The organism is Paenibacillus sp. WC2504 (genome assembly GCF_052682475.1).
In genome coordinates, this window is record NZ_JBQZFH010000001.1 from 4,795,058 (window position 1) to 4,807,241 (window position 12,184).

The following is a 12,184-nucleotide window of genomic DNA, read 5'->3' on the forward strand; positions in this document are numbered from 1 at the left end:
TCTTCTATCATAACTTATTTCGCTCTATTTCTTCTACCAACTCGGATAAATAAGTCCATCTTTCCATTGCTGCTTCCAAATCGGCCGTTGTTTGCTGCTCTTGCTCATACAAATCGCGAACACGGTCAAAGTCGCTGCCAGCCGCTTCAATTTGCTGTTTCAAGCTTGCCGCCTTATCTTCCAAAGCCGCAATCGTCCCCTCGATTTCATCCCATTCCTTCTGCTCTTTGAAAGTTAGTTTCTTAGGACGGTTTGTATTCGCTGAGCCGCTAGAAGCTGTTGAATGATTGGCCGCTGTTTTGCTGGAGCCCGTATTGCTACTTGCTTGACGCGCCAATTCTTTGCGTGCCTGCTCCGCCTCTTCTTGCTCTTGCTTCTCCTCCAAATAGTCGGAGTAGTTGCCAATATAAGGCTCAATGCCTCCCTGGCCATCAAAAGCAAACAGATGCGTAACCGTGCGATCCAAAAAGTACCGATCATGGGAGACCGTGATAACCGCTCCTGGGAAATTATCCAGATAATCTTCCAGTATGGTCAATGTTTGGATGTCCAAATCGTTCGTCGGCTCATCAAGGAGCAGAACATTCGGTTCTCCCATAAGAGTACGCAGCAAATATAATCTGCGGCGCTCACCGCCTGACAGCTTACCAATAGGAGACCACTGCAGTGTAGGGGAGAACAGGAAGCGCTCAAGCATTTGCGAAGCGGGTATTGTCTCGCCGTCAGACGTGCGAACCAATTCAGCCGCTTCCTTGATGTAGTCGATGACTCGCATCTTTTCATCCATCTCGACCGTTTCTTGCGTGTAATAGGCGAGTTTCACGGTTTGGCCGGTCTCGATCGTCCCGCTGTCGGGCTGAATACGCCCGGCGAGCATGTTCAGCAGCGTCGATTTGCCGCTGCCGTTAGGTCCAATGATGCCGAGGCGATCCTTCGGCATCACGATGTAGCTGAAGCCGCTCAGCAGCGTCTTCCCGCCTGGGAAAGCTTTGGTGACGGCTTCCAGCTCCATCACCTTCTTGCCAAGGCGGCTGCCAGCTAGCGCCATGTCCAGCTTGTCTGCGGGACCATCTACCTTGGTGTCCCGCAGCTCTTCGGCGCGCTGCACGCGCGCCTTCTGCTTCGTCGTGCGCGCTTTCGCGCCGCGACGGAGCCAAGCCAACTCGCGGCGCATGAGATTCTGCCGCTTATCTTCGCTGGCGGCTTCGGACTCCATCCGCTCCGCCTTTTTCTCGAGGAACGCCTCATAGTTGCCTTCGTAGCTGTAGATCTTGCCCCGGTCCAGTTCCAGGATGCGGTTCGTCACCCGCTCCAGGAAGTACCGGTCATGGGTAACGAGCAGCAGCGCGCCGCGCCACTTGCCGAGGAACTCCTCGAGCCAGATCGCGGTCTCGTTGTCGATATGGTTCGTCGGCTCATCCAGGATGAGCAGATCGGCGGATTGGATCAGAACGCGAGCCATAGCGACGCGTTTACGCTGCCCGCCGGACAGCAGGCCGACGGGCTTGTCGAACTCACTGATGCCTAGCTTCATCAGTACGGTTTTGGCCAAGGTGCTGGCTTCCCAGGCACCTTGTTCATCCATGCGCGTCTGGGCTGTGAACAGCCGCGTTTGCTTTTTCTCGCTGGAGGGATCAAGCTCCAGCTCAGCCAGGGCCAGCTCATAGTCGCGCAGCGTCTTCATGAGCGGCGTGTCGCCGTGGAATACTTGCTCAAGCACGGTGGAGTTCGGATCGAACTCCGGGTTCTGCGGCAAGTATTCCACTCGGAAATGGTTCGCGTGCACGAGTTTGCCGCGATCCGCTGTTTCCAATCCCGCCAGCAGTTTCAGCAGCGTGGACTTACCTGTGCCGTTCACGCCGATGAGACCGATGCGCTGCCTCTCGTTCACCGTGAACGTGATGTCATCGAACAAAACCTTGTCGCCATAGGTTTTGGTAATATTGACTGCACTCAAAATATTCATGCTTCCACTGGCTCCATGACATAGGCTGCAAGAAGCGCTGCTGTGTTAACTACAGCATCCATATGCGTCCGCTCCATGCTGTGTGACGCATGAACACCAGGACCTATCAGCGCGGCGCGAATATCGCGTCCGCCTCTGAGCGCGGCCGAAGCGTCTGAGCCATACCTTGGATAAATATCAACGGCGTAGCCTATTTCCAACTTCTCGGCAAGCTCAATCATTTTGGAAGTCATTTGATAGTCATAAGGACCTGACGAATCCTTCGCGCAAATGGAGACATCACGTTCGCTACCGCTCAAGTCATCGCCAAGCGCACCCATATCTACGGCAATCAAATCGGTAATATCATCTGGAATAAAAGATGACCCATGCCCAACCTCTTCATAATTGGAGAAAAACAATTTTATCGTGAAGAGCGGTTGTAGACCTTCTTCTTTGATAAGTCTTAGTAATCCGAATAACGAAGCCACACTCGCTTTATCATCCAAATGACGGGATTTCACGAGGCCATTTTCCTTCACTTGTACACGCGGATCGAACGAAATGTAATCCCCAACCCGGATACCAAGATCCTGAACTTCTTTTTTGGATTTAACAAGCTCATCGATACGCACTTCCATATTAGCTTCATCACGTTTGAACTCTCTGGCATCTTCATACACGTGTACAGACGGTCTTGAAGTGAGAATCGTCCCATCATAAACGCGTTCGTCGCGCGTATGAATTTGAACATATTCATTCTCAATAGCGCCCATCATGAATCCGCCCAAAGAAGTGATCTTAAGCGTGCCGTTCTCTTTAATAGAACGAACCATTGCACCTAGGGTATCCACATGCGCAGAAATACCAATAACCCGGTCATTACGGACACCAGGAACCGTCACAATGCCACAGCCCTTATTCGTATATGTAAGCTCATAACCAAGCTTATTCACTTCTTGTTCGACCTTTTTCATAATGTGGTGCGTATAACCCGTCGGGCTTGGCGTACGCAGCAGCATCTCGAGTACTTCCGTCATATAAGCTTTATTTAATTTGGATTTCACTCGGGATTCCTCCCTTTTCTATAAATTATTAAGATTCCTGTAAACACACAAAAAACAGTGCAGCCTAGGAATTTTAGCTGCGCTAGCGGCATAAGCCGCAATGCTAGCCCCTTCTAAGGATACTACACTGTTCCCTTATGTTTTTCAAACCCAATTAGCTTACAAAATCAACGCAAATGGAAGTCCCATCAAGTACTGTCTTCATATGAGCCTTCACACCTTCATGAATAGGGTGCGTGTCATATGTTTTTAAATCTTCTACGGAATCGAATTTTGTAATCAGTGCAATATCATACGAACGCTCCAAATGAAGAATATCCGTCCCTACTTCAATATGGCGCAACACTGGAATTTTCCCTTCCATGTTCGTAAGAACCGCTTTCGTTACTTCCACCGCTTCAGGGCTACGATCTTTGAGCTTAAAAAACACAACATGAGTTAACATTGGACATTTCCTCCTAATTGGTTACTTTTGCTTTGGCAGACCATTCTTCCACATTCCAAACTCTGGTTACCCAACCTTCATAAAATTCCGGTTCGTGGCAAACAAGCAAAACTGTGCCTTTATAAGCGATCAAAGCTCTTTGAAGTTCTTCTTTGGCCACAACGTCCAAATGGTTGGTAGGCTCATCGAACAACAGCCAGTTGCTTTCTCTCATCAGCAGTTTGCAAAGCCTTACTTTGGCTTGTTCTCCCCCGCTGAGCATGCTCATGGCACGTGTGATGTGCTCATTTTTTAAACCGCACCTTGCAAGAGCGCCCCTGACTTCATTCTGATTCATGGAAGAAAACTCATTCCAAACGTCGTCAATCGGAGTCATATTGGGCGCTTTAACCTCTTGCTCAAAATAAGCCGGACTTAAGTAATCGCCTTGATACGTTTTACCGCTGAAAGGTTCAATTTTGCCTAAAATCGTTTTGAGCAGTGTAGATTTCCCCACACCGTTACAGCCAACGATCGCAATTTTCTCGCCGCGTTCAATCGTCACATTCATTTTCGGTAAAAGCGGTCGGTCGTAGCCAATTTCCAAATTTTCGGCCTCAAATACAATTCTACCACTTGTACGAGATTCCTTAAATATAAACGTAGGTTTCATCGCAGTTTCCGGCTTTTCGATTCGATCCACTTTCTCTAGCTGCTTCTGACGGCTTTTGGCACGTGTAGAGGTGGAGGCCCTGGCTTTATTGCGGGCAATAAAGTCTTCCTGCTTTTTAATGTACTCCTGCTGCTTCTCATAGGCATCAATATGTTGCGATTTGTTCATTTCCGCCATGTCCAGGAATTTCTCATAGTTCGCTGTATAACGAGTCAGCTTCGTAAATTCCAAATGATAAATCACGTTAACGACTTCATTCATGAATTCCGTATCATGTGAAATCAACATAAACGCAAACGGATAATCTTTGAGATAGTTTTTCAACCACTCAATGTGTTCGACGTCCAAATAGTTCGTAGGCTCGTCTAACAGCAGCACAGTTGGTTTCTCCAAGAGGAGTTTGGCCAAAAGAACTTTGGTCCGCTGCCCACCGCTTAACGATGTCACATCACGGTCTAAGCCAATGACATTAAGGCCAAGTCCGTTCGCCATCTCTTCGATTTTGACATCCAGCAAGTAGAAACCGCCGATTTCCAAACGCTCCTGAATCTCGCCCATCTGCTCAAGAAGAACTTCCAGTTCTTCTGGCGAAGCATCCGCCATCTTTTCCGTAATAGCCATCATAGCTCTCTCTTCTTCAAAAAGAGGTAAGAAGGCATCGCGTAAAATGTCGCGAATCGTCCTGCCAGCCGCTAATACCGAATGCTGATCCAAATACCCATACTTAATTCGAGGCGTCCATTCTACTTTCCCTGTATCTTTCAATAATTTTCCGGTCAATATATTCATTAATGTGGATTTCCCCACACCATTTGCTCCAACTATGCCAACGCGCTCGCCTGCCAGTAGACGGAAGGAAACATTTTTAAACAACGTTCGATCCCCAAAACTGTGGCTCAAATCTTCTATCGTCAAAAGACTCATTTTAAAAATCTAAACTCCTGTCTGTTAAAAAATCGCACATACTCGTGACTTCTTATTATACCACTGCTAGAGGTAGACAGGAAATAGTTAAATTTTCAATATCGAAATATCAAGGTTTGGCACACAATCTGAATCTCGTCGCCATCTTTTAGCAAGTAAGATTGATAGGTCACAATCGGTTCTCCATTGAGAGAAGTTCCATTCGTTGAACCTGTATCCTTCAGTGCATAACCCTTATCGCATTTTGTTATTTCAGCATGGATTCGGGAAACACCTGCTTCTTCCAAGACATAATCCGCTTTTAAATTCGCATCTCCCCGGCCAATCGTGAAGTGATCGCTGAGGATTGGCACTGATTTCGGCATTCCTTGCATCTGAACTTCGAGCCTTGGCCCTTCCGGCTTAAGGTTTCCTAGAAAAACGGTTGCATTCCTAGCGTTGTTTTGAATTAATGTCGTATGCATATGTAAGTTCTGATAATGACTTTGAATATCTTGAGGTTCAACATTAGATACCGTAATTGCCTCTTTATTACTTTCAAAATACTTCTCCGGTTTATCGGAAAAGAACGGCACCTGCTTTTCACCGTCACTTCTGTACCGCGGCAGCCCAAGAAATTTTAATACAAACCATACATCTGCTAATAAAATTGTTATTCCTGCTGACAGGTGCAGCGAACTAGTTGTAGGAGAAGAAACATGATGCTGCCAGAGAAACGCCATTACGATTATGATACCAATTAGGACAATGAATTGCGCTCTCTGTGTGATTGGATAAAAAGAGGCCGTTTGACTATTGTTTATATCCTGTTTCACATCCAATATTGGCGTATTTATCGGTGACTCTTTCAACGGATTGCTTGTGGTTGTGTTGATCTGGTTAATGATCCTATTTTGTTTCCTAACCGGCTTTGGCAGTCCATCGTGAACCAGAGTTTGCAGGTCCATTAGTTTTAACAGGTTCGTTTTGAAATTTTGAAGAGTTTGCGGCGTACATGGCAAGGCATCGGTGTCTAGCCAAGCGTCTATATCTTGCTTTACTTTGTCGTTCAACTTTGAAGCAATCTGCCTCATTAAATCCTTTATTGCATTGCATACACTCCATTCCTTCGTGCTTTGTTCCATAGGCACATACGTCAAAAATACATCGGACCAGTCACTGCCTATAAAGATGAAATTATCTTTCAGGACAAATCCCGTCTCATGCAGCATGTAATTTTTACTATCATCTATCACACAAACAATTGCGTACATGAGCTTGGCGAATTGAGACTTGGAAAGCTCCTCAACCTTAAGAACCTGAGCAAGCATTCTCTTAGCTGTTAAGCTATAAAGCAGGCTTATTCGATGATCTATCTCCTGGATTTCAAGCGGAAGCATGTTTGGTATCGTGTTCGCCTCAAGCATCTTGATTTGCAAAGTTGAAAGAGCATCAACGGTCAAACCCTCCCCATCGTCTTTAAAAAGACGCATACAATGGCCATGTTGATATACAAATTCATATCGCAGTCCGAATAATTCCTCTGTCACAGGCCCACCTCATCTTAAATAGAGTAATACCAGGTCATTGCGACAGCTGGCATAACTGCATACATAAAAGGAAACTTGATATTAGCATCACGTTTCATTCCCTTTACGATGTTCAGATCATGTAACACGATAATTGAAAAAAGCCACTTCATCAGCTTCAGCCCCGTTTCCGCCATTTGTTTGTGCATCAGTAATAAAACAAGCCCTATCAATGCGGCGCAGAGTATGGAATATAGCATCAATTGGAAAACAAAACTGAAACCCATCATAGCTCCTATAGCGGTAAAGAGCTTCACATCCCCAGCCCCAAGCGCACCTATTAAATAGAGCAGGAACATTGCCATAAGTGCACTTCCTGCCCCTATTAGCGAGAAAGTTAATCCGTTCATTCCGCTTATCGACACGTTCAACATGATTCCCACCACCGCTCCGCTAATGGTTAATATGTTGGGGATCACCGCTTTTCGTACATCAGTAACAAAAGCAATCGTAACAAAAATCAATAGTAAATATTGAATTCAAAGCCCTCCTCTATTAGAGATGGCAATTAGGCACCTACCCACGCTCGTTCAAATGCCCTCTTTTTCAAAATAATCGATTGGCTTAAAAACGGGATCGGTAATCGATACGAAATCTCCGCCTCAATTCCAAAATAAGCTTCACCATCGTTATACAAACTTGGAAGAGTCACAGAAACAACTTTAAAGTTATTTCTCTGTACGGTTGAATCATCGCAAAAAGCGTAAATAATCGGAGTAAACGCGGCATGTAAGCGGGGGTTAACTTGCTGCTCGAGCAGTTCATCTTTCCCTTCTGTCACTAACTCCTCGCCTTGCAGCCGCTTCTCTTTCTCCCATTTAACTAATTCGAGCAGCGGTTCTGGGATATATGCGGCATACTCATCTGCTAAACTTTCCGTGTTTGACACTTGTTCTCGTGCAGATTGAACATGGCCGATGGCTGAATTTATGATTTCAGCTGGTCCACTCTGCTCAAATTTCACTTTAGCTTCTTGCACGAGAAGTCTTACTGGGTATAACTGACCAGCTATAGTTTTCGTAGCTTCAGACACACCGGCTTGCAGCGCCATCTCCAGGCATGCAATTTGAATACAAATGACAAGGCCAACAACAAAGGCAAGGAAAAAAGGTAGTATTAAAGCAGCTTCCAATACGATGCCTCCCTTTTGTTCACTGTAAAACTTATGCAGCATAATGCCCCTCCCAACATTCAATACGCTACTGCAGCTGAGCTAGAAAATTGGCATCGATTCCCTGTTACTTTGCAGCCTAATAACCCGCTCCCATCCAGGAGTTTCATGATCTGAGGAATAAACCACAGCTTAATATCACTTGAGGCGTTACCTTGTAAATATGTCGTAGCTTGCATTAAATCCCTTCCGGTTTCAAGCTCTATAAGCGCCTGCATTCTAGCCATTTGCTTCGTGTTATTGCTATGTATGAGCATAAAGACCCGTAAATAATCCTTATAAGTCAAGCTTAAGGCTGGGGCTGCTATTTTTGCGGATAACTCTACGGCTTCTCCATTCACCAGCTTTGTCATGTCTTGGAAAGCCAAAACAGCCCCTTCTGCTGCTGCAGCCAGAAGTACCAGCAGCGGTGAGCCAAGATTAAGCAGTTCCTTTTTAGGATCAAGCAGAGCCTCAACGGTTCGAATTGCCAGACGGAAAGAGAACATTTCCGCATAAGCCGATGAAATATTCGCTGAACAGGAGGAGAATCCATATAGTACATATTCTACCTCTTGGTTTGCTAACGCGTGTGTTCTCGGATCTGCTCGCTCACTTGAGGTTTTGGGATTGCCTGTTTGATCTTTTTCCAAAGCAATCGTCCGGTAGTTGAATTTAGTAAGCGCATATTCATTCACATATAGCTCGTTACGCATAACCTCCGCCGCATTGTTGAAGGCTGCAAGCATATCCATTGCTTTGAGGCTAACCGGCTCAGATTTCTCTAAATCGTAAGCAATTTCGCTGCCGATAGCGGCTTCCTGTGCATTAGCTTCCCGATATTTCTGGTAGAAACCTTTGGTGGATGAAGAAGATTGTGAACCAGTACCTTGAAGACGATCATAACGTTCATCATCACTACTCTGAGCATTCACTAAGCTGCATCCACCGATCGATTGCTTCGCTTGATCCAATATCATTTGAATCTTACTTTTTTGCTGCTGTTTATTAGCTGAGATAGCACTGTTTTGTTCCATTCTCGTTCTCTCTAATACGCTTTGCTTGTTATAAAATTCCTGCGATTCCTTCCAGTAAGCATCATTGGCTTGATTTGCTTTGTTTGTATTTTCAGCAGTATAAAGTTGTACAGAGTCAACTACCTCATGAAAAGCTGTAAATAATGCTGTAATGCTTGCAATAGCTGTCTGGTACTTATAGAAGTATTCATTTCCCATCACAGGAACACTTTGAAAAACCTCGTTCGCACTAGTCCCCGCATTCCCTGTATTTGGTCTTGAAGTAATCCCATTAAGCTTCGTGCGAATATCATCATTTTGTTGTTTGGCCGTTCGCAGGGCCGGCTCGATCTCCTGCTGCAGTAACCCAATTTCTTTGGCATTTGCCTGAACTTCGAGCTTAGTAGCAGCAAGGAGGGCCACATATTTAATAATTAATTGAAGCAAATTTTGAAGATCATTTAGTTTTTGAGATAGTAGCTGAGCTTGAGTCCCCAATGCCTGACGGGATTCCAATATTGCCCGAATGCCTGCCACACCGCCCGAACCTGCGCGACTGATCGCGGCAATGGACATATCCAAGTCTCTAATCGATGCCTGAACAGATTGCAGCTGATTTTCTACCTGAACGATTTCATTTCGCACTTCATCTGCGGTATGTATGCCAATTTGGGATGCTAAACCGTCCAATTCTGTGATACGTGATTGGTATTTGCTATGGTATAAGCTCGTTTTGTGATAAAGCTCTTCACTACTCTGCCAAGCTTCATCCAGCTGTTTTTCTCTTTGATCTATAAGCTTTTCTAGCTCCGCGGCCTCCTTAGAGAATTGGCTTCCAAACTGAAAGGGAGCTTTCGTTCCTGTTTTGCGAAATTTATCCGTTATCTCCAGTGTGAATTCGATTGGTGCCTTGATTTTCATATCCTCCAACAATTGACGCTCAAAAATTTCATGGCTGGCTAACGCATAAACAGGTGTAACACGTTCTCCATGATCAATCGCTTTAGTGCCCACATAATGAAAAGCACCTGACGATACTTGACTTGACAAGTTATTAGCAAAAACCGTTCGAAAAACTTCCTCCGCCTTCTCTTGTGAGATGCCCAGCCCATATAAGCCCATTGCTTGAAGCTCTGTATCAAAAGATGACATCACTGAGCGCGCAGCAGCCTTGACCGCTGATTCGGTCTCTTTTTCCGCCAATTTAATTCTGGCAAAATCAATGAGTACCGCTTGAAATAAAAAGACCGGCACAATGATTAGAATCAGATAGACGGAAACGGCCCCTCTTTCTGATCGAACGAATCTCTTCAAAAACTTCCCCCATTCTAATTATGAATAACAACGACGATCCCTTTCCGCTCAAGCTCTTTTCGAAGAGCATTGGAGGGCATACCTTTGCCTCCTGCATCTTTTTTGAAGAAATGCCACACGACACCTTTCACTTGAGCGCCTTGATGGATAAGTTCGAGATCCTTAGGAAGCTGCTCCATTCGAAGCTGAGCCTCTGTCAAACTATAAAAGGCTTGATGACCAATCCCGCGAGCATCCAATGCGTCGACTGTTCTGCTTTTACCAGACTCTGTCGTCAAAACCACCTCAGTGCCGCTAACCAAAGATCGCAAATACGCCGCGGCCTGCCGTTCCGATTTAATCGTGATACTCGGACCTGACAGGTCACTTTGTGTAGGTTCTGCAAGTGCTTCTCTTGCTTTTTGTGGAGAAATCCGGTCCTTGATCGTTTTAAAATATGTCCGTGTAATATCCGTTAATCGAATAAGCTCAACTGGCTCAACAACGTGCGAGACAGCAGTGCCGCCTGTTTGATTAGCCCTAAACCATTTGCTCATAACTGGTGATATATGAAAAGCTTTTTGAAGTTTCACCTCGACTTGTTGGTCTAGAATAAAATTAGAAAACTTGGCTGATCCCGTAACACCTTGAGGCAGCAATTCAGACGATTTAGCCAGCTTTCTCTCGACGAGATTGCCAGCAGCTCCCGATGGAAGTGCAATCTCGGATGAATCGTACGACACCAGTCTTCCAAATAAATCGGATACGTGGTTTTGTGTAAGTCGAAAGTAGAGCCCATCCGTCTCCGAGGGGTTAAAGTTGCCTGTCACCAAATCTTTGTGACTGTTGTCCCAAGTAAAAGCTAACCGTTCAGCTGCTGTTCTAGCGATTTGCTGAAGAGACACTTTTTGATAGGCGTATAGACTAACGAAAAGGACAGTAATTGTGCAAAAAAAGATGAGTGGTAACACTAGGGACGCTTCTAATGTAAAGCTTCCCTGCTCACCATCTCTAAAGCGTTGTCCACGGCTATGACGGCTATGGCGCACAGCTAGTAGTTGGACTTGGCGCACAGGGAGCCACCTTACTATTGTCTTTGAGGTCAGAATTGGCATCCCCAATCAGCTTTTGAAACCAAGAGACTATCCACTTTCTGAAGATAATTGCTATAGCAACAAGCACAGCTACAATCAATAAAATCTCTAAAGTACCGAGTCCATCCTCCTCTTTCCAAAATGATTTCAACCCTTCCCTCATGTTTCTCATCATTTCTTACCTCCATTATTTCATCATTAGTAATGCCGGCATGGCCACAATCACCATCACCACAACAAAAATAAGTACCATGGGAAAAACAAGCTTAGAGGAGGCTTCCTCTCCTAGCGTTCGGGCAACTGATTTTCTGCGCTGCCAAAGTTCTAGGGATAGCGAATGAAGTGCCGCAACGAAGTCACTTCCTCCTCGTTTATAGTTGAGCAGGATGGCTGAAGTAAACAAAGATACCTCATGCAGCGCACAGCGTTTGCTAAAGTCTTCCATCACTTTTGAAAATGAGACGTTCATCTCCAGTTCATGAACAGCTTGCGAAAGTTCAATGTAAAGCGGCGATTGCGCTTTATGAGGCCTAACCTCGACACAGCGAATCCATGCGCGATTGACGGTTTCTCCAGCATTAACTAACAGCACAATAGTGCTTAATACTTCAGGCAATTCCATGATCATTAAAAGCTGTTTCTTCCTGATTTTCACTTCCAAATCGCGTACCATGAGTATTGGAATGACAATCGCTACAATGAAACCAAAGACCAAGAGTGATGCATCTCCCCCTGCGAGCGCCGAGAAAAGAGTGACAATCACTACAGATAGCAAACTCATCGAGATTATCTCTGCAAAAAACCACTTACTCCCATAGGCAGATAAACTTCTGCCATATAATTTAATTAAATGATGGTGGATTTTGGAGGTGAAATCCGGCAATTTTTCCATCAAACGCAGCTGATCAACGATTAAATAACTACAAGGAAATAGTAATTTGATCCGAAAGGGATAGGGGTAAGCGGTAATGATATCTACATATCTTTTGCGCCCACACAACAGCAAGATGAGAATTGCCAACATTTCGAA

General features: G+C 45.2%; 11 protein-coding genes. All 11 read right to left on the reverse strand.

All coding sequences use genetic code 11. The features are described 5' to 3' along the window. Window positions 1-7: 7 nt before the first annotated feature. The 11 genes from ACUN27_RS21710 to ACUN27_RS21760 all read right to left on the reverse strand — a co-directional run bounded on the left by ACUN27_RS21710 (window position 8) and on the right by ACUN27_RS21760 (window position 12,178). Complete coding sequence (locus ACUN27_RS21710; RefSeq protein ID WP_315949608.1) at window positions 8-1,966, reverse strand: ABC-F family ATP-binding cassette domain-containing protein; 1,959 nt, start codon at window positions 1,964-1,966, stop codon at window positions 8-10. Then, window positions 1,963-3,012: a M42 family metallopeptidase gene (locus tag ACUN27_RS21715; protein WP_315949607.1), complete on the reverse strand. Its 1,050-nt coding sequence runs from the start codon at window positions 3,010-3,012 to the stop codon at window positions 1,963-1,965. The genes ACUN27_RS21710 and ACUN27_RS21715 overlap by 4 nt, the downstream gene beginning before the upstream one ends. 154 nt (window positions 3,013-3,166) lie before the next feature. Further along, a complete protein-coding gene (locus ACUN27_RS21720; RefSeq protein ID WP_127451752.1) occupies window positions 3,167-3,457 on the reverse strand; it encodes a Dabb family protein in 291 nt (96 codons plus the stop codon). Between the two features lie 13 nt (window positions 3,458-3,470). Further along, on the reverse strand, window positions 3,471-5,033 hold the full coding sequence (locus tag ACUN27_RS21725) for an ABC-F family ATP-binding cassette domain-containing protein (RefSeq protein WP_315949606.1): 1,563 nt from the start codon (window positions 5,031-5,033) through the stop codon (window positions 3,471-3,473). A gap of 95 nt (window positions 5,034-5,128) precedes the next feature. Continuing rightward, entirely contained in the window at window positions 5,129-6,562 is a 1,434-nt protein-coding gene (locus tag ACUN27_RS21730) for a DUF6382 domain-containing protein (protein WP_315949605.1), read from the reverse strand. Window positions 6,563-6,576: 14 nt separating this feature from the next. Then, a complete protein-coding gene (locus tag ACUN27_RS21735; protein ID WP_315949604.1) occupies window positions 6,577-7,065 on the reverse strand; it encodes an A24 family peptidase in 489 nt (162 codons plus the stop codon). Between the two features lie 44 nt (window positions 7,066-7,109). After that, window positions 7,110-7,775, reverse strand: a complete 666-nt coding sequence (locus ACUN27_RS21740; RefSeq protein ID WP_315949603.1) for a TadE/TadG family type IV pilus assembly protein — start codon at window positions 7,773-7,775, stop codon at window positions 7,110-7,112. 17 nt (window positions 7,776-7,792) lie between these two features. After that, window positions 7,793-10,081 carry a TadE/TadG family type IV pilus assembly protein gene (locus ACUN27_RS21745; RefSeq protein WP_445559588.1) on the reverse strand — a complete coding sequence of 763 codons (2,289 nt, stop codon included), beginning with the start codon at window positions 10,079-10,081 and terminating at the stop codon, window positions 7,793-7,795. Between the two features lie 14 nt (window positions 10,082-10,095). After that, window positions 10,096-11,133, reverse strand: coding sequence for a TadE/TadG family type IV pilus assembly protein (locus ACUN27_RS21750; RefSeq protein ID WP_445559589.1), 1,038 nt, complete (start codon window positions 11,131-11,133; stop codon window positions 10,096-10,098). Next, window positions 11,099-11,329: a Flp1 family type IVb pilin gene (locus ACUN27_RS21755; RefSeq protein ID WP_379174430.1), complete on the reverse strand. Its 231-nt coding sequence runs from the start codon at window positions 11,327-11,329 to the stop codon at window positions 11,099-11,101. The genes ACUN27_RS21750 and ACUN27_RS21755 overlap by 35 nt, the downstream gene beginning before the upstream one ends. A 12-nt stretch (window positions 11,330-11,341) precedes the next feature. Further along, window positions 11,342-12,178, reverse strand: a complete 837-nt coding sequence (locus ACUN27_RS21760; RefSeq protein ID WP_445559590.1) for a type II secretion system F family protein — start codon at window positions 12,176-12,178, stop codon at window positions 11,342-11,344. Window positions 12,179-12,184: the final 6 nt, after the last annotated feature.

Bases quoted from the DNA above. Each gene is read 5' to 3' on its own strand.
- ACUN27_RS21710 (WP_315949608.1), bottom strand. From the start codon at position 1,966: ATGAATATTTTGAGTGCAGTCAATATTACCAAAACCTATGGCGACAAG.
- ACUN27_RS21720 (WP_127451752.1), bottom strand. From the start codon at position 3,457: ATGTTAACTCATGTTGTGTTTTTTAAGCTCAAAGATCGTAGCCCTGAA.
- ACUN27_RS21725 (WP_315949606.1), bottom strand. From the start codon at position 5,033: ATGAGTCTTTTGACGATAGAAGATTTGAGCCACAGTTTTGGGGATCGA.
- ACUN27_RS21740 (WP_315949603.1), bottom strand. From the start codon at position 7,775: ATGCTGCATAAGTTTTACAGTGAACAAAAGGGAGGCATCGTATTGGAA.
- ACUN27_RS21755 (WP_379174430.1), bottom strand. From the start codon at position 11,329: ATGATGAGAAACATGAGGGAAGGGTTGAAATCATTTTGGAAAGAGGAG.
- ACUN27_RS21760 (WP_445559590.1), bottom strand. From the start codon at position 12,178: ATGTTGGCAATTCTCATCTTGCTGTTGTGTGGGCGCAAAAGATATGTA.